A 22,637-nucleotide genomic window follows, 5' to 3' on the forward strand; every position below is an offset into this window, starting at 1 on the left:
AAAGCTGTTATGCTCCTTGCCCTAAGTTAATACTCAAACCACCATCAATCGTGAGGGTTGTACCTGTTACATAGTCGCTATCTGCTGATGCCAAGAAAACAGCTGCTGCTTTGATATCTTTTGTTTCGCCGGCACGCTTCATCGGAATATGTTGTTCTTTTTCCTCTTTTACTTTTTCGTCGTCCATAGCTTCTTGATTCATACTGGTCAAGATCATACCAGGAGCGATATTGTTTACCTGTATCTGTTGTTCAGCTAATTCTAGCGCCAAACTACGACTAAAGTTTTTTAAACCACCTTTAGAAGCATTATAGTCACTATTGCCTGCCGTCACAACCTCTTCGTGAATAGAACTGACGTTAATGATCTTGCCGCCCTTCTGAGAAGATTTACGTAAGCGTAAATATTTGCGTGTGCAGTAAAATGGACCATAAAGATTGGTTTTGATACACGTATCAAATACCTCATTATCCATATCGACTACATTGATATTACTACCGTTTACTCCAGCATTGTTAACTAGAATATCGATTTTACCGTATTTCTCGACGACTGCTTCAAAGACTTTGTCGACACTTTCTTCTTTACTCACATCAAGATTATGTACGGTATGTACGATATTCTGGGATTCGAGGTACTTGGATGTTTCTTTTGCACTGTCCTCATCAGAACGGTACGTGATGATGACTTTTGCACCTTCTTCTCCTAAAGCTTCTGCAATGGCACGCCCTATGCCCGAATCAGATCCGGTGATAATGGCTACCTTATTATCGAGTTTTCCCATTTGTAAAATACTTGTTTAGAAAAAAAACAAGTATTCTCACTTTTTGTTTTTCAACTGACAGGTTAAAAAAAATCCCTTGTTGAAAATTAGTTATGCGAAAAAATTCTGGTTATCCCGCTATTGAAGATCATGGCGTTATTGGTAATATGCATACTGCTGCCTTGGTAGCATTGGATGGCACCATCGACTTTATGTGTTTTCCCAAATTCGATTCTCCAACCATCTTTGGATCACTTTTAGATAAAGACAAAGGTGGCTATTTCGGTATTACGCCGGAGATGAAGGATGTAAACGTCAAACAAATCTATATTCCGGGCACAGCGGTATTGATTACGCGCTTCTTTTCGGAGGATGGGATTGTAGAGATCACTGATTATATGCCCGTCATTGAGGATTCCTGTTTTACATTCAACGCGATTGTGCGGAAGGTCAAAGCGATTCGGGGAAATATCAAATTCAAGATGCAGTGCAAACCTCGCTTTGGCTATGCCAAAGTCAAGCACACGGCAGAACGTAAGGACGATGGTATACATTTCAGTACGAAAGACAATGGACAGTCTACCGTAAGATTATCTGCGACCTGCGATATGACGTTGCGCGAGAATGATGCCTATGCTTCCTTCACGTTAGAAGAGGGAAAGAAGAATGTTTTTGTGTTGGAAACAGCAAAAGACGGTGATCAATCTAATTTCAAAAGCATTAAAGAATATGGAATAGAAAATTATTTTGCTACCATAAAATACTGGCGTGACTGGCTAAAGCAGTCCAATTATCAAGGTCGTTGGCAAGAAATTATTCACCGTTCTGCCATCACCTTGAAGTTGATGACGTCCATGCAATACGGATCTACCGTAGCTGCGATTACTTTTGGTCTACCAGAAGAAATTGGTGGCGATCGCAATTGGGATTACCGTTTCACATGGATTCGCGATGCCGCATTTTCGATGTATGCTTTTTTGAAGCTAGGGTTTAAAGATGAAGCCAAAGCATTCTTAGATTGGATTATTACCCAAGATAAAGATCGGGATCTCCATTTATTGTATCGAGTAGACGGTACATCGGAGATGGAAGAGCAAGACCTGACTCACCTGGAAGGATATAGACAGAGCAAACCGGTGCGGATTGGTAACGAAGCCAATAACCAACTGCAACTGGATATCTATGGCGAGTTGCTAGACACGATCTATATATACAATAAAATGTACAAACCGATCACCTACGAATTGTGGGAAATCATTGTGAAAGAAGTTGCGCAGGTAGAGAAAAGATGGAATGAACCAGATCACGGAATCTGGGAAATCAGGAACGAAAAACATGAATTTTTGCATAGTCGCCTGATGTGTTGGGTAGCGATTGATAGAGCGATTAAAATCGGGCAAGATCGTTCATTTCCTTACGATGCTGAACGCTGGCATAGTTTGCGCAATGATATCTACAAAGATATCTACGAAAACTTCTGGAATGATGATATCAAGGCATGGGTGCAATACAAGGATGGCAAAAAGACGTCTGAACGAATGGATGCCAGTGTATTGCTGATGCCATTGGTGCATTTTATTACGCCAGATGAACCGCGATGGGAAGATACGATGAAGGCATTAGATGAAGAATTGCGCATCGACGTGCTGGTGTATCGTTATTTAAATGACGAAGGAATCGACGGTTTAGAAGGAGAGGAAGGTACTTTCACAATGTGTTCTTTTTGGTATATCGAAGTTCTGGCCAAAATGGGTAGAGTAGATGAAGCGGTGGAAAATTTTGAAAAAATGCTGAGTTATGGTAATCATCTGGGTTTATTTGCAGAGCAAATCAGCAAGAAAGGCGAACATCTCGGTAATTTCCCACAAGCATTCACCCATTTAGGTCTTATTAGCGCTGCGCTAGAATTAAATAAACAAATAGGAAGGCAAACAGAAAGCCTTAAAAAACCGTCTTAAAGGAGGTGGAAAACTTAGTAATAACATGATAGAAAAATCTTTAAAAACAGCGGTCGCGGTGCCATGCCAATTAGGCGAATCACCGGTATGGGACGATCGCCAAGAATGCCTGCATTTTGTCGATATACTTTCCGCAGATATATATTCTTATTATCCGTCTGATAAATCGTTGAAAATCACATCTGTTACGGATTCTGTTGGAGCCATTGTACCTTGTCAAGATGGTCGCTTTCTCGCCGCTATGTCTAGTGGGATTTATAGTATTACGCTGCCGCAAGGCGAACCAAAATTCTTAGTGCAACCAGAGCCCCATGCGCCCGAAAATCGATATAATGATGGTAAAGTTGATCCTAGTGGTCGGCTGTGGATTGCGAGTATGCATACAGAGGAGCAGGAGCAAAAAGGTGCCATGTATGTGGTTTATCCTGATTTGACGTTCAAAAAAGTGTTGGATGACACCACCATATCCAATGGGTTGGACTGGGATGAGTCGAAAAATAGATTTTATCATGTAGAAAGCAATGATGCCAGTATCAGGCGGTTTAATTATGATATTGTACAAGTTGGTATCACCAACATACAAACGGTGGTAACGTTTGAAGAGCATGAAGGAGTTCCTGATGGCATGACTTTAGATAACGAAGGAATGATTTGGGTGGCGCATTTTGGTGGCGGTTGTGTTACAAGGCGTAATCCAGAGAATGGAGAGATTTTAGCAAAGATTGATTTGCCAGTAAAGCAGGTCACTAGCTGCGTTTTTGGTGGAAAACAATACAATGATCTGTATATTACCACCGCGGCGAAGGGTCTTTCTGACCAAGAACTTGCTGAGCAGCCACAAGCCGGTTATACGTTTGTACTGGAAAATTTGCCGTATAACGGTTTGAAAGCGAATAAATTTGTTCAAATCGTTTAGTCTGCCTACCTTACTACCATCTATCAAAAGAAAACATTTTTAATATACAAATTCTTATTTATGTTAATTAGCAGAAAGATTCCAATGCGGTATATTTTTAATAAAATCCGCCTGGAACTCTTGTACGTCATCATTATCGGTTCTTTGGTCAAATATCTGACAATCACATTCATAGACTATATACCTCCAATGCATATTTCTATACCTGCATTTATAGGTACAGCTATATCCGTATTACTATCCTTCAACCTGAATCAGTCGTATGATCGATGGTGGGAGGCGCGCAAGATTTGGGGAGCTATCGTGAATGATAGCCGGAGTATCGTATTGCAGTTACAATCATTTGTTTCGGAAGAGAAAAAGCATGTGATTGAGCAAATCGCCTTGCGTCATGTTGCTTGGTGTTATAGTTTGGGACAAGATCTACGCGGGCAAGATCCTAAGAAGAATATCAACGATCTCATTAATGATAGCGACATGAAAGCGCTCGATGGACATACGAACGTGCCATTGGCCTTGCTGCAACAGGGCGCTTTGCAGGTAGCCGAACTGCGAAAAACTGGTGATCTTAACGAATTTAGTCATATACAGATCAACACTTCGTTTGTCAAATTTTCAGATCAAATGGGTATGGCTGAACGAATTAAAAACACAGTCTTTCCAGTTACGTACCGTCTCTTTCTGCATTTTATGATCTATGTGTTTGTAGTCACATTGTCCATTTCTTTGGGTGAGATCGCTAGCTTATTTGAGTTACCCTTGTTAGTTGTTAGTTCGAGCTGTTTCTTTTTATTAGAACGCACCGCTACGCATATGCAAGATCCTTTTAGCAATCGTGCTCACGATACGCCGATGACCACAATCGCACGGAATATTCATATCAACACGCTTGATCTTTTGGGCAAAGGGGATAAGCCAGATCCGATAGAACCAGAATCATTCTATGCTTTATAAAACGATTTGGCAAGTATAAAAAAGTCCATTCTTCGAAAGAATGGACTTTTTTATACTTCGAATGCGATGTTTAGCGCTTCAGCGCATCTATAATATCCTGATCCGATGGTAGCGATCTAATTTCAAGATGATCTTCCACTCTTTTGACATATCCAGCCGCCACAAAAGCATCTATCCATCCTTGCATTGGCCATCGTTGCCATTTGGAATAGAAACGATTGGCATTACGGCAGATGCTTTGTAAATGATTCAAAGGTGGTTGGTAGGAAGCGTGGTATTGATGAAACGATAATGCGTCAATAGTACGGAGTTCCACCTCATGATGCTTTGCCTGAAAAGCAAAGTCGGTATCCTCGCCACCATAGCCAAGATATTGCATATCAAAACCTCCAATTTTACTAAATATTTTTTTCGAACATCCAAAGTTCAGAGACCAAAATAATTCGTAGGTATACGTTTTTAGCACCTGACGTACAGGATCTGGTGTGCTAATTTCTGTTAGGCGATTTGTCCAATTTTCCTGTTGATCAAAGGCAGCTGGCAGGTAACGTACACGGCCTGTGTACAACACGTCAGAATCTTGCTCAAAATTAGTATAGTACGTTTCCAGAAAATCTTTATCTGGAATGCAATCTACATCGAGAAAAACATTATAATTTGTAGAAGACTCTTTCATCGCAAGATTGCGAGCAGCTCCTAAATTAAGACCTGTATCTGTTTCTAATACAATACTTCGTATGGGAAATGGATATTTGATATCTAATGCCATGGGTTCTTCGTTCATAAATATGATCAATACCTCCTTCGGCCAGATGGATCCCATGGCGATGCCATTCAACATATTGATTAGAGCCTCTGTCCGTTGATGAACGAGGGTAAGTATTGCTATGTCTTCACTTCTACTAGTCATACAGATGTGGTGTTAAATCATTTCCTATCAACCTCTTATGTAGCTCTTCTAAATGATGAATTATATTGTCTATGGCTTTTACATCGGTAACGTGTTTACGTGCTACATTATCTAAGTTTCGAGCTTCCTCGACACAATTATTCCAATCTGTATAATACAGATCTTCTTCCAATACCGTGATAGCACAGCCAGCTTGCGTGAGATAATAAGCTTTTTGCAACTGCTCATCAAAGGGACGACTAGCTGGTATACAGATAATGTATTTGTTTAGATCAATCAATTCCATGATCGTATTGTGCCCAGCGTTGCAAATTACAACGTCGCAAAAAGTCAAAACGGCAGCAGGATGATCCAAAACTCCATGAAAAGTAACACCGTCAATAGACACATCGGAAGATATTGATCCAATAACGTGCAAATGCATCTCCGTATAAAGATGTGAGCGTAAATGGCGAATAAAAAATAAATCGATATGAGTACCACCTTGGCCAACAAATACAGCAACCTCTTTCCCCGCCTGATCTTGATCTTTTAGATGCGTATAGCGAGAAAATCCGCCGGAATATAAAGTTTTGTGGTAAGCTGGATTGTCGATTTCCGAATCCAAGGATGAAGGCAATGGTGCAATAATAAGTTGCGCACTTTCATAGGCAAGACGATGTGCAGTATCATTCCGTATGCCATTCTGTCTAATAAGTACCGTAGGAATACCGCAAAGGCGCGCTAATAAGGCCACTTCTACAGAAACATCGACCAATAATATGGTTTCTGGGTTTCGCCTAAAGTATTCGATCATCAAAGCATTTCTATTCAGTAAACCCGAAACACGCAATGGCGAATAATGTAAAAAAGATAGTGGGTCTAAAATATAGTGGATATCTTCTGCAGTTGCTGTATCCATGGGGAGATGGATACAGGTCACATTTTCCGGTATTTGCAGAACATATTGGAGTAAGTTACTACCTAAAAAAGTAATGTTTTGATCGGAAAGCCCCTTTGCAATGGCAATCGCTCGCATAACGTGTCCAGAGCCATGATGGTGCACGTAATAGCAATATTTAAATGGCATGAGGCAGGTATTTGGTGTCCATTATTTCATGAAATAAGGCTTCATAGGCAGACACCATTTTTTCCATACCCAATTCCGTCTCAGCGTGCATTCTACAGGCTTTCCTTGAAAGTGTACTCGCCTTTATGATACACTCTGCCAACTCATGCGTATTGCAAGAAGCTGTCAACACGCCAATTTCATGATTGAGAATATATGGTAGTGCGCCACGTGCAAATCCGGCAATTGGTGTGCCACATGCTAAACTTTCGGCTACCACCAAACCAAACGGTTCATCCCAACAAGGTGTAATAATACTAACCTCGGCTTGACCTATAAGCTGGTTAAGTTGATCATGTGTACACAGGTCTATCCATTCCGCATCTTCACTAAGCAAGGGCGCTACATTAGTATCAAAGTAATGGCGATCTGCTATCGAACCAGCAATCTTAATACGTTTACCAGCTAATCGCGCCGCCTCTATCGCATAATGTGTGCCTTTATCAGGATGTATGCGGCCAAACCAAATGACATATTCACGATCATTCTGAGCAGAAAAAGTCCATTTTTTGACATCAATACCATTATTGATTACGTGACATCCGGAAGGCATGTAAGGCTTCCAAGATTGCGCATTTGACTCTGATACGGATACATAATGCATCTTATTTTGATGCTTTATACTTCCGATAGCACGTTTCATCTCGAAAATTGGTGGAGTATGCAACACTGTCACCATTGGCGTACTGATTATAGTAGACATGGTGATCGGCACGTAATTTAAGCTATTGTTGAATATGAGATCAAATCCTTGGTTGTCAATATCCTGCATAAGTTCGAGATAGGCGTGATGCGTGGAGATAAAATCTTCCGAAAGATCATGCGTCCTGAACCGACTAAATGTCTCTCTATCATAATCCATATCACTCATAATAGATTGCAAGGGTAGCGAACGATCTGAGTGTTCACTAGCAAATAGTGTCACATCGTGACCTCTATTCATTAGCAAGCTAGTGATCTCGTAAGTAAATGCCTCTAATCCGCCCATAAATGGTTTGCGAATTGGGTGTTTCAGGTGTGCAATTATTCCAATTTTCATTTGATGCTGTTTGTCTTAGTGATATTTCTCAGATTAACAGCGCAGCGCGACTATGTCTAAATGAGTTAGATAAATTGTAGTAGGGGTGATGTGAGCCACACTAACTGGGGTAGCATAGTCAAAGTAGATGCCATCTATAACTCATTTTCAATTATGAGTATTTTGTTGGTGTAAATCACGTACTTAATCCAATTATCATAGGTTTATTAAAATAGAAAAATTGTAGATATGAATGAGAGAGTTATCGGAAATAAGCGATAGTGATCTACTTTACGTAAAAGATTCTGAAAGTATTTTTAATTAAAAAGTTACAATTTGTATTTTCGATCTTAAAGGGTATTTTGCATAACCTAAAGATAAGGTTATAGTTGTCTAATATTTAAACCGGATTACATGAATAATGCACATGTCGATTGTAAAATTTTAAGAGCCAGCAGAAAGAGATTAGCGCAATTACTAGAAACAACCGATCGGGAAATATTATTTGAAATTCCTAAAGGCTTTAACAATAACATCATTTGGCAAGTAGGGCATTGCATCACGTCTCAGCAGCGCCATATATATATGCGTAGTGGATTACCAATGCACATCTCCGACAAGTTTATGGAAAACTTCAAAATTGGAACATCTCCACATTATTGGCAAGATATTCCAGATGTGAATGAGGTTAGGCATTTGTTAATTGATACGGTTTATCGTCTCGAATCTGATTTAGAATCAGGAATCTTTGTTAAGTATAATCCATTTGAATTACCGCTCGGAATTCAAATAAAAGATCACATTCAAGCATTACAGGCTGCGATATATCATGAAGCTGAGCACAGTGGTATTATTCTAACGTATTTGAAGCTGCTCGGGAAATAATTTCGTCGATTAAGATATATATTCTCATATCTTGCGTACCAAAATTGCCATTGGTTTTGTTTAGATTAGTAGTAAACATAGCTTAATAAATGAAAAATAATCGTGCTTTGTACCTATTGGTATTAATTATTATGATCGTTGCGTCATGTGATCGAAAACAACCCGAATCCGCAAAAGAGGACATGATGATACGAATTGCAGAAATTGAAATAGAACCTCGTCATCTTGAAGCATACAAAACGATTCTGATAGAAGAAGCAGAAGCCTCCGTAAGATTGGAACCTGGTGTCATTTCAATTTTTCCGATGTTCGAAAAGGAAAATCCAACTCAAATAAAAATATTGGAAATCTATGTGAACGAAGAAGCATACCAAGCGCATTTAAGAACCGCTCACTTCAAGCATTATAAAACAGCAACTGAGAAAATGGTTGTTTCATTAAATTTGTTGGAAATGAGCACGATAGATAAACAGACCATGGCAAAGATCTTTAAAAAGTTAGAGCGGTAGATAAGTTGATATTGGATTAATGGTAAAAGCGCTGATTATTGGAGACCTAAACTCAGAAAGTTCGGATTGATAGATTCACTTAGTCAGATGTACATAAAAAATTCACTCAATTTAATTATAATATATATTATGTTAAGTAGATGTTTTAAACAGCATGCCTACCTTGTGCTGTTCTACTAAAAATGAATATTTATAGAATTATGCTATCTGTTCGATCGTGATAGCTCCAACGGTAATATTGGTGCGTGGATCAATAATAATTGCACGACCATTTTCTGGAAAATCCGCCTGTACATCAAATGGAATTTCATCAGCTGCTTTAATGAAAACCTTGCCAATATCATTCAACCTAATATCCGAACCATAATGTTGTTCCTGTGTATTCACATCATATTTGTACAACACCTCTGGAACTTTAATTTTGACGGTTTTACTATGATGCTGTAATAAGTACAATTGTGCAGTATCCAATGGTTTATTGTCAAACCAACTAATATTGGCTTCAAAACTGCGTTCGCTATGCGTTGGATGCGCAGCACTGACAATCGTATCACCGCGCGAAATGTCCACATCAGTACTTAAATGTACGATAACGGATTGTCCGTCTTCGGCTTCCGTGAATGCTTGTTGATTGATCTCAATACGTTCTACCGTACTTTGTACGCCACTTGGTAAAATCACTACTTCTTCACCAACGCGCAAACCAGATCCTAAAACTCGACCTGCATAACCACGATAATCGTGTAAATCTTCCGTTTGCGGCCGTACGACCCATTGTACTGGAAAACGCCAACCTTTTGAACGTTTTGCCTCTGGGAATTCAACTTTTTCTAAATAATTAAGTAAAGCTTCGCCACCAAACCAATCCATGCGTGCCGATCGATGGACAATATTGTCGCCCTTCAATGCAGAAACTGGAATATAATCCACATTTTCCAAACCCAATCTAGCAGCCAACTGCTCGTAGTCCGCTTTAATGTTATTGTAAACTTGTTGGTCGTAGTCGACCATGTCCATCTTATTAACGCAGACCAGCAATTTCTTCATCGACAACAATTTCGCTAAGAAAGAATGTCTTTTCGTTTGTTCTATTACACCTTTGCGGGCGTCTACCAAGATTACAATCAGATCAGAATTCGACGCGCCTGTCACCATATTTCTGGTGTATTGAATATGTCCAGGTGCATCTGCAATGATGAATTTGCGTCGCTCGGTTTGGAAATATTTATAGGCCACATCGATGGTAATGCCTTGCTCCCGTTCCGCTTTTAAGCCATCCGTTAGAATAGCCAAATCTACGGTGCCATCATTATTTTTGCGGTTCGCTTTTTTAATCGCTTCTAGCTGATCGTCGAGTACAGAATTGGTATCGTATAACAAGCGACCAATTAACGTGCTTTTTCCATCATCTACCGAACCCGCTGTTATAAATTTTAATATATCCATTTTGCAGAATGCTCATTTTGCCGCTATCGCGGATTAAAAATAACCTTGTTTTTTACGCTCTTCCATCGCCGCTTCCGACACTTTATCGTCTATACGAGCACCACGTTCACTGATTGTCGAAGAGCGAATTTCCTCTATAATATCATCCAATGCGACCGCTTCTGAATCTACTGAAGCGGTACAGGTCATATCCCCTACTGTTCTGAAACGCACAGATTTATGATCTACGATATCCGTTTCGTCAATTTGCAAAAACGGAGCTGCCGCCATCCATTGTCCATTGCGCAAAACCACATCACGCTGATGGCTAAAATAGATCGATGGCAAATCAATGTTTTCCCGTTTGATGTAGTTCCATACATCTAACTCAGTCCAGTTAGAAATTGGGAATACCCGTACATTTTCTCCTTTATTGATCTTTCCGTTCAATATATTCCACAATTCGGGACGCTGACGCTTTGGATCCCACTGTCCAAATTCATCGCGCACCGAAAATATACGCTCTTTAGCACGTGCTTTCTCTTCATCACGGCGAGCACCACCGATACAGGCATCAAATCCATGCTGCTCGATCGTGTCCAGCAATGTGACCGTCTGCAGAGCATTTCTGCTCGCATTCTTCCCGGTTTGTTCCACCGCTTTTCCCTGGTCGATGCTATCTTGCACATAGCCTACGATCAGCTGCTCGCCAAGCTCTGCGACAAGTTGATCTCGAAAGCTGATGGTTTCTGGAAAATTATGTCCGGTATCAATATGTACTAATGGGAAAGGGAATTTTCCTGGTCTAAAAGCTTTCTTTGCTAAGTGAACTAGGGTAATCGAATCTTTTCCACCCGAGAATAACAAGGCAGGATTTTCAAACTGACCAGCTACCTCACGCAATATATAAATGGCCTCCGCCTCTAAATGATCTAAATAATCCATTTGTTTTCCTTATTTACTCGTAGAATGTAAACCACATTCTTTTTTACTTTGATCTTCCCACCACCAACGACCAGCTCTGAAATCCTGTCCTGGCGCCACCGCCCTTGTACAAGGCTGGCAGCCAATGCTAGGAAACCCTTTGTCGTGCAAAGGATTGTAGGGCACAAAATTATTTTTCAAAAACGATTCTACTTCTTCCAACGTCCAATGAAATAGTGGATGAATTTTGATCATCTGATTGGTTTCATCCCACTCCACTTGTTCCATATCGTGACGATTGGCCGATTGATCGGCTCGAATCCCCGTGATCCAAATTTTATAACCTTGAATCGCCCGTTGCAAAGGTTCTATTTTTCGTATGTAGCAGCATTCCTTGCGGTTTTCGACGCTTTCGTAGAAACTGGAAGGGCCTTTCAACGCCACCATCTGCTCCACAGGATCGGTTTGTGGATAGTATGGACGGATCGGAAAACCATAGGTTTCCAGCGTCCGATTCCAGACGTAATATGTTTCAGGGAACAGCCTGCCGGTATCCAAGGTGAACATATTGATCTGGCTTTGCACTTCGTACAATAAATGCGTCAGCACTTGGTCTTCTATCCCAAATGAAGTCGAAAAGATAGTTTCTGCAGTATAATGCTGTTGCAAATACGCCAAAATCTCTCTTGCATCCAAGCCCACAATATCTCTTCTTATCTCCGCTATCATTTTTCCAATAACTCCTTTGTATGTGCATTCAGCACGGTTATCTTTTGCTGTAAATCACCTTTTAATCCATCACGCAATTCCTGCATTAGTGCAAGTGTCTCATCAATTTCTTCTGGGATGAGGTCTTGTAATAGTTCTTTCACGCGCTTAGCGATCGTTGGTGATTTTCCATTGGTAGATATACCAATCTTCAAGTCTCCCTTTTGTACAACGGACCCCAAATAGAAATCACATAAACTTGGTTTATCCGCCACATTCAACAAAATGTGTCTGCTAGAAGCCAATTCTCGTACCCAGTTATTCAATGCAGCATTATCCGTGGCTAATAAAGCCACGTCAATATCTTCTAAATCGCTTTCCTCAAATAACCTTTCGGCTATCGTTACAGTATTTCGATCACGTACAAATTCCTTAAATTCCGGACTAATCACTTCGGCTACTACGCGTACCTTAGCCTCCGGCGAATTATTGAAAATAGCCTGCAGCTTTTCTAAACCCACTGGCCCTGCACCCACCACCAAAGTTTGGATCTGATGCATCTTTACATAGATTGGGAATAAGGTATTCATGATGATAAAACCGTTGTTTGGACTCGCTTCATCATATCGGCAAATTCACGATGTTTCGCCACAACTTCGCCCAGTACAATAATGGCCGGTGCACCGATTCTTGCTGCAGATACCTGCGCTACAATCGTATCCACAGTTCCTAGCACGATGCGTTCTTCTTGCGTAGATCCATTTTGTATGACCGCAATAGGCAATTCATTTTTGCCTTCTTGCTGGTATTGTGCCACTATTTGAGGCAATTTTGCAAAACCCATCAACACGACTACCGTAGCGGTGCTTTGTACCGCCAACCGCAGATCAGCGGACAATTGCGTGTCGGAAGTAGAGCCCGTAATAACCCAAAAGCTTTCCGCAATTTTGCGATACGTCAATGGAATCTGTTGCAATCCTGTTAATGAAATCGAGGACGATATTCCCGGTACTACAGCCGTTTCAATATCATGCGCATGCACATAATCTAACTCTTCCCCGCCTCTGCCAAATACAAATGGATCGCCGCCTTTGAGCCGTACCACATGACCGTAGTTCATAGCATAGTCGACCAATAGTTTATTGATCTCATCCTGCGAAGTAGACAGTCTTTCTGCGCGTTTACCAACATATACTTTCACGCAGTGGGGTTTCGCATAATCCAATAGCTCGTCATTGACTAAGGCATCATACAAAATCACATCCGCCTCGCGAATGGCCTTAATGCCTTTTAAAGTGATCAACTCAGCATCTCCAGGGCCAGCCCCCACTAAGGTGATAAATGGTTTTATTTCTTTCATCCGATTCTCTTTCTCGTCCCGGTTTTCAATTAGGTGTTTACTACGCGAAGTTCTTCTCTTCGTTCCACACCTTCCAAATAAAAGGCTGTGGCTTGTGTTAAATAGGCTTCCGCAAATTCTTTGGAAGGTTCAAACTTGTTGATTTGCAATACTCTTTCTGTGAAAGAGTTTGGGAAAGAAAATAACTCTTCCTCCACAAATCTGGTTTCAAACTCGGCAATCACTTGTGATTGCGTGCTGGCATTTACGCCTTTGTCCAATAGTAATGCTTTGGCTGTGCCAACAAATGAACTGTAGCTGTGGTAGATCGCGTCGGCATACTGTCCTTTCTCCAAAGCTTGTCTTGCCCAATCTATTTTCTCTTCTGATTCGAATAATAATGTTGCCACTAAGTCAATGACTACACCAGCACATTCACCCACACCGATGGCGGTCGAAAAGGTTCCTTCATGCCCCCAATCAACAAATTCATCAGCCGTTAAGGTCGCCAAATCTGCTAATGGCTTGAGCAAGCGATAAAAGTAATCTTTAGTCTGCCGCTCGTAATATGCATGAAACTTCTCCTCTGCTTCCCGGTTATTTTTAAAGTCGATCAATAATACATCAACCACTTGTAAGACACGTTTAGTAGGTACTTTAATGACGCGCTCAGCTACTCTGCCCAATCCATCACCCAGCGTACCGCCACCCAACATCACTTGCGCAGCAGGAACGACCTTTCCATCGGCCTTCACAGAACTGCCATGAAAACCAATATGTGCTAGTCCATGTTGACCACAAGAATTCATACAGCCAGAAATCTTAATTTTTAGCTTCTTTTCGTGAACAAAATCCGCATGAAACTCATGAATATACTGCTCGATGACACGTGCCATTTCTGTCGAATTGGAAATACCTAAGTTACAGGTATCGGTACCCGGACAGGTCGTCACATCTGATGTGCTATCGTAACCGGCACGCGCATAACCTAAGCCATGCAGGACATTATAAATATGTGGAAGCGATTCCGCGCGAACGTATTTAAACAATAAGTTCTGATCCTGCGTGATGCGAATATCATCTGCGATATGATCTCTGATGCCGGCCACCAATATGCGTGCCTTGTCGGTCGGAATATCGCCGGTAAGCACTTTTACATATACGCCGAAATAACCTTCTTGCTTTTGCGCAAAGACATTCGTCTGTTTCCAAATTTCGTAAGCCAATGCATCTACTGGCGTACCCGGCTCGACCGAGGCTGTTGGCGGCTCGGGCTGCGCAATAGCGTTAAGATCAATTTCAAATCTTTTAGATTTGATAGCCGTCTTCTCGGCTTCTATCAAGCTCAAGACTTCGTCCAATCCCAATTTCTGGATCAAGTATTTGAACCGAGCTTTATTACGGTTGTTGCGCTCACCATGGCGGTCAAATACACGTAAGGTCGCTTCCATGTAAGGAATGATCTCATCGGATGGCAAAAAGTCGAAAATGGCATTCGCAAGAATAGGTTGTGCACCTAATCCGCCACCCATCATGACTTTAAAACCACGTACTTCTTCACCATCAATCACCTTAACTTTTGGTATAAAACCAAAGTCGTGAATGTAAGAGAAGGCCGTATCATCCTCGCTAGACGAGAAAGATATCTTAATTTTTCGACCCATCTCAGCACATATTGGATTCCGTAAGAAATACAAAAAGGTGGCGTGCGCATAAGGCGATACATCAAACGGCTCTTTTGGATCAATGCCGGCGGTTGCTGATGCTGTGACATTACGCACCGTATTTCCGCAAGCCTCACGAAGTGTAATATCATCTTCGGCTAGCTTCGTCCATAGTTCTGGCGTTTTATCTAAGCTCACATAATGAATCTGTATATCTTGACGTGTAGTGAGATGCAGATTCTTACTGGCATACTCGTCGGACACGTCTGCTATTTTTAATATCTGTTGAAAAGTTAACCGGCCAAAAGGTAGCTTAATGCGAACCATCTGCACGCCTGCCTGCCGCTGTCCATACACACCACGCGCCAGTCGCAAAGAGCGAAACTTCTCTTCAGGAATCGTTCCTTGATGAAAATCACGGATCTTTTGCGCTAACGCAATGATCTCTTGCTCAACGACCGGATTCTCCAGTTCTGTTCGAAAACTTTGCATAATCTCTTCTTAATTTCAGTACGTTATCTCTACAGTTATATAAGTACTACAACTGCCATACCACAAATCTAAAAAAAATATAGACAAAACCCATAATATCTACCAATTTACTATATATTTGTTTTTATCGTTATGAGTAAAAAGAGAAGAGTGTACACCAAACACTATGTAGCTCAGTTACTTAGTTTGGTTTTTATGGTATTTATAAGTTCATGCGCACCAAAAACGCAAAGTGGCGTAAATGATAAAGGAGAGTTAATTGGTAATATTTCGATCTCAGGTGCTTTTGCATTATATCCCATCGCGGTTTTGTGGAGTGAGGATTTTAAAGCCATACATCCAGAAGTACGATTTAATATTTCGGCCGGCGGCGCAGGTAAAGGCATTACCGATGTATTAACTAACATGGTAGACATCGGGTTAGTTTCTCGCGATTTGCACCAGCAAGAAATCGATAACGGCGCCTACCCTATTTTTGTGGCAAAAGATGCTGTGATCGGTACAATTAATCGTGCGCACCCCAACTTTGAGCTGATCGCCCAACGTGGATTTACCCAACAAGAACTGGTGGATATTTTTGTGACCCAGAAGTATCGAAACTGGAATGATATTGATGCCCGTTTTATCGCAGAACCGATTGAAGTATACACGCGATCTGATGCGGCAGGTGCTGCAGAAACTTGGGCGAAATTTCTAGGGGTCAATCAAGAAGATCTCAAAGGAATTGGAATTTTCGGCGATCCAGGCATTGCGCAAGCGATCAGAGATCGACCACATTCCATCGGTTTTAACAATATCAATTACCTGTTTGACTTAAAAACGAAGCGTACAAGCGCTGGACTAGCTGTCATTCCTATTGATATCAATAAGAATGGACAGATTGATCCGGACGAAGATTTTTACAATACGCTGCCTGAGCTCACGGCAGCTGTAGCGGCCAATCGGTATCCATCTCCACCAGCCCGCGACTTGATGTTTGTGATTCGCGACGAACAACGCGACAATGTGCTGTTAAAGACTTTTATTCAATTTGTATTGGAAAAGGAACAACAAGGATATTTATTAGAGAATGGCTACGTGCCATTAAATGACGATGCTATTGCAAGGGAGAATCAAAAACTTTTGAGAAGATGACGTATAGACTTTGGATAGATAAATTGGTGCAGTATGGCTCGGCATTTTTGCTGGTGACCAAAGTATTGGTGGTTGTGCTCATTGCTGCGGGATTGACGATCAAGGCGTGGCCATTGCTAGAGAATGAAAATTTGTGGGAGATCTTAAGTAGTAGCGTATGGTCACCATTAAAGGGCAACTTTGGTTTTCTGCCGTTTATTCTTGGTACAGTGTGGGTTACGCTAATTGCGCTTATCATCTCGGTTCCTTTATGCGTAATGGCATCGATCTATTTGGTAGAGTTCGCTTCAGAACGCCTTCGCAAATCGGTGTTGCCCTTGATGAATGTACTAGCCGCCATTCCACCGGTGTTATATGGTGTGTGGGGAATTTTGTTTGTCGTGCCTATTCTCAGTAATTATATCGCGCCACTATTTGGTGTTGAAACCACGGGTTTTTCTGTGTTTGCTGGCGGCATTGTACTGGCAGTGATGATTTTCCCGATTCTCATTAGTATTATGGTCGAAGTCATGCAGACTGTACCACAAGAGCTGAAAGATGCATCTCTATCGCTAGGCGCCACACAGTGGGAAACGATTGTGTCGGTGAATCTGCGTAAAGCAAAACCCGGTATCATTGCAGCCATCGTATTGGGTATATCGCGTGCTATTGGCGAAACCATTGCCGTGCTGATGGTGTGTGGCAATGTACCACAGATTCCGACGTCATGGTTTGATGCAGGCTATCCTATTCCCGCACTCATTGCCAACAATTTTGGCGAAATGATGTCGATTCCGATGTATGATTCGGCGCTGATGTTTGCCGCACTCCTGTTGTTCGTTATTATTTTTGGATTTAACTTGATCTCTCGGATCGTATTAAGCAGATTGGAGGATCATGGCTAAGCAACTCTCCGATCGATTGATCAAAAGCCGGCTACGTAAAGAGAAAATCGCTAAGATCTTGATGCAGTTATCTGGGATCACCATCACAGGTTCGTTATTCTTTATCATCGGTACGATCTTGTACAAGGGTTTGCCTTATTTGTCTTGGGAAATGATTTCACAATCTCCACAAGGTGGTTTCTATATTGGCAAAGGTGGCGGCATTTTGAATGCAATTCTTGGTTCCTTATACCTTGCATTAGCATCTACAGGAATTGCAACGCTTATTGGTATTCCAATTTCGTTGTATCTCAATCTCTATGTGCCCAAGGATTCTTTTATTGCGCGCAGCGCCAAATTGTTATTTGATGTGTTGTTTGGGATTCCGTCTATCGTTTATGGCGCTATTGCGTTCAGTATCATGATTTGGTTGGGAATCCGTGCGTCACTTTTAGGTGGTATCATAACCATTACGCTGCTAACGATTCCGATCGTGGTACGCACGATCGACGAATTGCTCAAAACCGTGCCGATCGACCTGACGCAAGTTACATTCTCTTTGGGCGCTACGCGCTGGGAAGCCGCACGTGTGGTACTCAAATATATCAAACCAGGCATTTTTACGGCAATATTACTCGCTTTTGGTCGCGCGATTGGTGACGTGGCTGGCGTATTGCTCACCACGGGATTTAGCGACAATATGCCGAAATATATTGACGAACCGGCCGCTACATTACCTTTGGCCATCTTCTTTCAATTAAGCAGTCCGATTCCGGAAGTACAAGGCAGAGCGTATGCATCTGCATTAGTATTGACTTTTATAATTTTATTCATCGTTCTATGCACTCACTTACTAGCAGCAAAGCAAAAGAAACACAAACTGTGATAGAAACAGCGACGAAACCCCTGATTCAGATCAAAGATCTGAACGTGCATATAGAGGGAAAGCAGATCTTGAAAAATGTGAGTTTGGATATCCCCAATAACTCCATTACCTCGATAATCGGCCCATCTGGTTGTGGTAAAACCACTTTATTGAAAACCTTGAACCGCCTGCTAGATGATAGTAAAGATGTAGCAGTAAGCGGATCTGTTCTTGTTGATGGAGATGATATATATGGCAAGAATGCCGAGGTCACCCATATTCGTAAGAAGATGGGTTTGCTGTCGCAAAAGCCGTTTCCATTGCCGATGTCCATTTATGATAATATTGTGTATGGGCCGCGCATTCACGGCGAACGCGATAAGAATAAGCTGAAACAAATTGTGGAAACGCAACTGCGTAATGTAGGCTTGTGGGACGAAGTAAAAGATCGTTTGGGCACATCAGCTACGCGCTTATCGATCGGCCAGCAACAACGCTTATGTCTGGCGAGAGGTTTAGCCGTACAACCGGAGATTATCCTTGGCGATGAATCTACCTCTGCTCTAGATCCAATCTCTACACAGACCATCGAAAATCTATTGATCGAGTTAAAGAAAGATTATACGATTGTGCTGGTTACCCATATTCTACGACAAGCACGGCGTGTGTCGGATTATATTCTATTCGTATACCAAGGCGAAGTAGTGGAATTTGGAAAGACCGAAGATATTTTATTAAATCCACAAAAGGAGCTCACCAAGCAGTATGTCAAAGGCTTTATATCCTAAACAAGATCGGGTCTTACATGAAATGTAAGACCCGATCTTGTTTAGTTAAATTATACGGCTAAATCTTCCAATAAGCCTTATTATTCTGCAATCTCATCTTTTCGAAATGGTGCTTCGGCATCAAACTCACCTTCCCACTTAGCGACTACTACCGTAGCCAAACAATTTCCAACCACATTGACCGAGGTGCGCGCCATGTCCATCAGCTCGTCAATTCCCAGAATAGCAGCAATCACGAATGTCGGCAAGCCAAATTGATCAGCAGTAGCAATCAAAATTATCAACGACGCACGCGGTACAGCAGCTACGCCCTTCGAGGTAATCATCAAGGTGAATGCAATCATCAACTGCTGTCCGAAGCTCAAATCCATACCTGCAGCTTGTGCCACAAAGATGGAGGCCAAGGAAAGATACAACGAAGTGCCATCGAGATTGAAACTATATCCAGTCGGGATTACGAAAGATACAATCTTGCGCGGCACGCCAAATCGCTCCATGGCGCTCATTGCCTTCGGCAACGCCGCATCAGAGCTTGTCGTCGCGAAAGCGATGGATACTGGTTCTTTGATCGCTAACAAAAACTGCTTGATAGGTATTTTAAGGTATATCATTACCGGAAATAAAACCAGTAAAATAAAGAATATCAAGGCTATATACAGTGTGGCCAACAGCATGAATAGATTCTTGAGAATATCAACACCCAAATGACCAACAGTATACGCCATTGCGGCGCCCACACCGATCGGTGCGAAGTACATAATGAGGTTGGTGAACTTGAACATGGCTTCGGAAAGACTTTCCGTAAAAGCGACCATGGGTTTCCGTTTTTCTTCTGGCACCATGGCGAGCCCAATACCAAATATCACGGCAAATACCACAATCTGTAATACCTTATTCTCATACACCGATTTGACAATATTTTCGGGGAAAGTATCTCGGAAAAAGGCGGCGAATTTGTAAATACCATGTGCCGACTCGTCGATATGCTCTAAGGCCGCCAAATCGGAGGCAGACACCGTAGAAGTAGATTGCGGCAATTCTTCATGTGGCATATTCTCCACATCGATGCCTACTCCTGCTTGCGTAATATTAATAGCGGCTAATCCGATAAAAATAGCACAAGTCGTAGCACAGAAGAAATACAATAGGGATTTCCAAGCCATACGACCCACTTGTTTCAAGTCGGAATGACCCGCAATACCGTATACGAGCGTGGCAAACAAGATCGGTCCAACGATCGTTTTTACTAATTTGATGAATCCCTGACTAAGGGGCTGCAGTGCGCGCGCTACATTGGGAAAGTCTACACCGATAAACACACCAAGTGCCATACTAGTTAAGATCCAAGTAGTTAAGTTGCGCCTAGCAAAGGCGTTGCCAATGAGTACAACAGCGGTAACCCAGCGCACAGCCATCATCCCGTTTGTGGAAATAGAGATAATTTCGAATTCCGAAAGTAGGGTAATGATAGAAGCTAATGCAATGGTTATAAGTGTTACAAAAGCAATTTTTGATTTTTGCATGTAATGTGGTGGTTTAACCTTATTTCAGCAAAAATATAAAAATAGGCGGGTAAACCAAATGTTCTGGCGAATTAAGACGGTTTCAAACAGCCTTTTTACATCGGGTTCAATTGACTAATTTTGTAGAAATCATATGTCAAAAACGCAACCGTATTTCCACCCTTTGGCCGCCACATCCGACACGATGCCGGTTTTGTTCACTTTCCCATTTAGCTATGATCCCCATCCATTGAGCATACGCGCTGCGGAACAGGTGAAAGGATATTTGAAGGAGCAACAAGATTTTGCACACAACTTTGGGTTGTCGGAGAACGCTGCTGGATTAGCCATAGGCAAGATGTTCGGTGTGATGGTGGTAAAAGATGGAGATGGTGAACTTGGTTTTCTGGCGGCTGTATCGGGCAAATTAGCCAACAGTAATCAACATGCTTACTTTGTACCTCCGATATACGATATGCTGGAACCAGAAGGATTCTTTTTGCTGGAAGAACAGCGTATCAATGAAATTAACGGCGAAATTGATGCTTTGGAGCAATCGAATGCTTGGAAACAGTTAAAGGAAGATTTAACCGCTTTAGAAGTGGAGATTGAACAGCTCTTACAAGCGGCTCGCGCCAAGCAAAAACAGTTGAAAAGCGAAAGAAAGCGCATTCGAGTGGCGTTGGATGCAAACCATCTAGAAACAGCGGAAATACTGGCGGATTTGGTGAAGCAAAGTTACCGCGACCAGCACGAATACGATCTGGTGAAGCGCGCCTGTCAACAACGCTTGGTCGAAGCGCAAGAAAAAGGGCAACATTGGCAACAAGCGATGCTTAAGCTCAAAGATGAACGCAAGCAGCGTTCTTCAGCGCTTCAACAAAAGATTTTTGACCAATATCAGTTTCTAAATGCCGAAGGCGATACACGAAATGTCTTAGATATCTTTCGCTCAGAAGCCAATGGCATTCCTCCGGCTGGCGCCGGAGAATGTGCTGCACCCAAATTGTTTCAGTATGCATATCAGCATCATTATACGCCGATTTGTATGGCGGAGTTTTGGTGGGGCACATCGCCATCGCAAGAAGTGCGACGACATGAGCACTATTACCCTTCTTGTCGTGGTAAATGTGAACCGATTCTGAATTTCATGATGCAAGGATTGCGTGTAGAGCCTAATCCGCTGTTGCAAACGCCAAATACGCCGTCTGGACTAGACATCCTATTCGAAGATGAGCATCTTATCGTCGTGAATAAGCCAGCAGAATTACTTTCTGTTCCTGGCATACAAATCAAGGATTCCGTGTACAGCCGGATTTTGGACTTGCGGCCAGAGATCACCGGCCCGGTTATTATTCATCGATTAGATATGTCTACTTCTGGCATTATCATCTTAGCCAAGCACAAGGAAGCTCATCAGATTATCCAAGGTCAATTTATCAAACATCAAGTTACCAAACGGTACACAGCACTATTGGATGGTTGCATTCCAGAAAATGAAGGCATAATCACGCTGCCACTTCGGGTAGATCTGGATGACCGTCCGCGTCAGATGGTCTGCTATACGCATGGAAAACCCGCACAAACAAAATATCAAGTGGTGCAAGTTGATCAGGGAAAAACACGGATACATTTCTTTCCGCTTACAGGTCGTACGCATCAACTGCGCGTACACGCGGCTCACAGCCTAGGTCTACATACACCAATCGTAGGCGATGATCTTTATGGCAACAAAGCCGATCGACTGCATTTGCATGCCGGATATATCGCATTCTTACATCCGCATTCGTACGAAAAACTTGCTTTTGAGGTGGCAGATCCTTTCTAAAGTGATGACCCTTAGTTTTTTATATGTATAACAAAAAAATAGCAGCCCGAAGGCTGCTACCCAACACAAACTAAGCGAAAACGC

At 42.0% G+C, this 22,637-nt stretch carries 21 protein-coding genes; 10 read left to right on the forward strand and 11 right to left on the reverse strand.

Features of this window, described 5'->3' with window-relative positions; genetic code table 11:
- Nucleotides 1–7 precede the first annotated feature (7 nt).
- Nucleotides 8–784 (reverse strand): SDR family NAD(P)-dependent oxidoreductase, encoded by a 777-nt coding sequence (locus tag AC3IRT_RS07380; RefSeq protein WP_489395749.1) that lies wholly within the window; start codon nt 782–784, stop codon nt 8–10.
- 92 nt (nt 785–876) lie between these two features.
- Between AC3IRT_RS07380 and AC3IRT_RS07385 the strand changes: the two genes are divergently transcribed.
- Genes AC3IRT_RS07385 through AC3IRT_RS07395 form a run of 3 tightly spaced genes read left to right on the forward strand, consistent with a single transcriptional unit; the run spans nt 877 to nt 4,591 of the window.
- Nucleotides 877–2,721 carry a glycoside hydrolase family 15 protein gene (locus AC3IRT_RS07385; protein ID WP_489395750.1) on the forward strand — a complete coding sequence of 615 codons (1,845 nt, stop codon included), beginning with the start codon at nt 877–879 and terminating at the stop codon, nt 2,719–2,721.
- 25 nt (nt 2,722–2,746) lie between these two features.
- Nucleotides 2,747–3,637 carry an SMP-30/gluconolactonase/LRE family protein gene (locus AC3IRT_RS07390; RefSeq protein ID WP_489395751.1) on the forward strand — a complete coding sequence of 297 codons (891 nt, stop codon included), beginning with the start codon at nt 2,747–2,749 and terminating at the stop codon, nt 3,635–3,637.
- Nucleotides 3,638–3,697: 60 nt separating this feature from the next.
- Nucleotides 3,698–4,591 carry a bestrophin family protein gene (locus AC3IRT_RS07395; RefSeq protein WP_489395752.1) on the forward strand — a complete coding sequence of 298 codons (894 nt, stop codon included), beginning with the start codon at nt 3,698–3,700 and terminating at the stop codon, nt 4,589–4,591.
- Between the two features lie 70 nt (nt 4,592–4,661).
- On the opposite strand, the gene AC3IRT_RS07400 is transcribed toward AC3IRT_RS07395, so the two are convergent.
- Genes AC3IRT_RS07400 through AC3IRT_RS07410 form a run of 3 tightly spaced genes read right to left on the reverse strand, consistent with a single transcriptional unit; the run spans nt 4,662 to nt 7,648 of the window.
- Nucleotides 4,662–5,501, reverse strand: a complete 840-nt coding sequence (locus tag AC3IRT_RS07400) for a glycosyltransferase family 2 protein (protein ID WP_489395753.1) — start codon at nt 5,499–5,501, stop codon at nt 4,662–4,664.
- Nucleotides 5,494–6,570 carry a glycosyltransferase gene (locus AC3IRT_RS07405; RefSeq protein WP_489395754.1) on the reverse strand — a complete coding sequence of 359 codons (1,077 nt, stop codon included), beginning with the start codon at nt 6,568–6,570 and terminating at the stop codon, nt 5,494–5,496. Before AC3IRT_RS07405 ends, AC3IRT_RS07400 begins: the two co-directional genes overlap by 8 nt.
- Complete coding sequence (locus AC3IRT_RS07410; protein WP_489395755.1) at nt 6,560–7,648, reverse strand: glycosyltransferase family 4 protein; 1,089 nt, start codon at nt 7,646–7,648, stop codon at nt 6,560–6,562. The genes AC3IRT_RS07405 and AC3IRT_RS07410 overlap by 11 nt, the downstream gene beginning before the upstream one ends.
- A gap of 393 nt (nt 7,649–8,041) precedes the next feature.
- Between AC3IRT_RS07410 and AC3IRT_RS07415 the strand changes: the two genes are divergently transcribed.
- Together AC3IRT_RS07415 and AC3IRT_RS07420 are read left to right on the forward strand one after the other, a co-directional pair.
- Nucleotides 8,042–8,512, forward strand: coding sequence for a DinB family protein (locus AC3IRT_RS07415; protein WP_489395756.1), 471 nt, complete (start codon nt 8,042–8,044; stop codon nt 8,510–8,512).
- 89 nt (nt 8,513–8,601) lie between these two features.
- Complete coding sequence (locus AC3IRT_RS07420; RefSeq protein ID WP_489395757.1) at nt 8,602–9,021, forward strand: putative quinol monooxygenase; 420 nt, start codon at nt 8,602–8,604, stop codon at nt 9,019–9,021.
- 198 nt (nt 9,022–9,219) lie between these two features.
- Here AC3IRT_RS07420 and AC3IRT_RS07425 read toward each other — a convergent pair whose 3' ends face one another.
- From AC3IRT_RS07425 to AC3IRT_RS07450, 6 genes are read right to left on the reverse strand one after another with little or no spacing between them, the layout of a single operon-like run.
- Nucleotides 9,220–10,467 (reverse strand): sulfate adenylyltransferase subunit 1, encoded by a 1,248-nt coding sequence (locus AC3IRT_RS07425; RefSeq protein WP_489395758.1) that lies wholly within the window; start codon nt 10,465–10,467, stop codon nt 9,220–9,222.
- A gap of 33 nt (nt 10,468–10,500) precedes the next feature.
- A complete protein-coding gene (gene cysD / locus AC3IRT_RS07430; protein ID WP_489395759.1) occupies nt 10,501–11,391 on the reverse strand; it encodes a sulfate adenylyltransferase subunit CysD in 891 nt (296 codons plus the stop codon).
- A 9-nt stretch (nt 11,392–11,400) separates the two neighbouring features.
- Nucleotides 11,401–12,099, reverse strand: a complete 699-nt coding sequence (locus AC3IRT_RS07435; protein WP_489395760.1) for a phosphoadenylyl-sulfate reductase — start codon at nt 12,097–12,099, stop codon at nt 11,401–11,403.
- Nucleotides 12,096–12,668 carry a precorrin-2 dehydrogenase/sirohydrochlorin ferrochelatase family protein gene (locus tag AC3IRT_RS07440; protein ID WP_489395761.1) on the reverse strand — a complete coding sequence of 191 codons (573 nt, stop codon included), beginning with the start codon at nt 12,666–12,668 and terminating at the stop codon, nt 12,096–12,098. The genes AC3IRT_RS07435 and AC3IRT_RS07440 overlap by 4 nt, the downstream gene beginning before the upstream one ends.
- Nucleotides 12,665–13,438, reverse strand: a complete 774-nt coding sequence (gene cobA, locus AC3IRT_RS07445) for a uroporphyrinogen-III C-methyltransferase (RefSeq protein WP_489395762.1) — start codon at nt 13,436–13,438, stop codon at nt 12,665–12,667. The genes AC3IRT_RS07440 and cobA overlap by 4 nt, the downstream gene beginning before the upstream one ends.
- 29 nt (nt 13,439–13,467) lie before the next feature.
- Nucleotides 13,468–15,573 (reverse strand): HEPN domain-containing protein, encoded by a 2,106-nt coding sequence (locus tag AC3IRT_RS07450; protein ID WP_489395763.1) that lies wholly within the window; start codon nt 15,571–15,573, stop codon nt 13,468–13,470.
- Between the two features lie 195 nt (nt 15,574–15,768).
- Between AC3IRT_RS07450 and AC3IRT_RS07455 the strand changes: the two genes are divergently transcribed.
- The 4 genes from AC3IRT_RS07455 to AC3IRT_RS07470 are packed head-to-tail and all read left to right on the forward strand — an operon-like array spanning nt 15,769 to nt 19,223.
- Nucleotides 15,769–16,707 (forward strand): PstS family phosphate ABC transporter substrate-binding protein, encoded by a 939-nt coding sequence (locus AC3IRT_RS07455; protein WP_489395764.1) that lies wholly within the window; start codon nt 15,769–15,771, stop codon nt 16,705–16,707.
- A complete protein-coding gene (gene pstC, locus AC3IRT_RS07460) occupies nt 16,704–17,591 on the forward strand; it encodes a phosphate ABC transporter permease subunit PstC (RefSeq protein ID WP_489395765.1) in 888 nt (295 codons plus the stop codon). The genes AC3IRT_RS07455 and pstC overlap by 4 nt, the downstream gene beginning before the upstream one ends.
- Complete coding sequence (locus AC3IRT_RS07465; protein ID WP_489395766.1) at nt 17,584–18,456, forward strand: PstA family ABC transporter permease; 873 nt, start codon at nt 17,584–17,586, stop codon at nt 18,454–18,456. Before pstC ends, AC3IRT_RS07465 begins: the two co-directional genes overlap by 8 nt.
- Nucleotides 18,411–19,223, forward strand: coding sequence for a phosphate ABC transporter ATP-binding protein (locus tag AC3IRT_RS07470; RefSeq protein WP_489395767.1), 813 nt, complete (start codon nt 18,411–18,413; stop codon nt 19,221–19,223). The genes AC3IRT_RS07465 and AC3IRT_RS07470 overlap by 46 nt, the downstream gene beginning before the upstream one ends.
- An 80-nt stretch (nt 19,224–19,303) precedes the next feature.
- On the opposite strand, the gene AC3IRT_RS07475 is transcribed toward AC3IRT_RS07470, so the two are convergent.
- Nucleotides 19,304–20,746 (reverse strand): dicarboxylate/amino acid:cation symporter, encoded by a 1,443-nt coding sequence (locus tag AC3IRT_RS07475; protein WP_489395768.1) that lies wholly within the window; start codon nt 20,744–20,746, stop codon nt 19,304–19,306.
- Between the two features lie 133 nt (nt 20,747–20,879).
- Here AC3IRT_RS07475 and AC3IRT_RS07480 point away from each other — a divergent pair, with 133 nt between their 5' ends.
- Nucleotides 20,880–22,553, forward strand: a complete 1,674-nt coding sequence (locus AC3IRT_RS07480; RefSeq protein ID WP_489395769.1) for an RluA family pseudouridine synthase — start codon at nt 20,880–20,882, stop codon at nt 22,551–22,553.
- Nucleotides 22,554–22,637 lie beyond the last annotated feature (84 nt).

It is taken from the genome of Sphingobacterium sp. KH_072, from assembly GCF_057837975.1.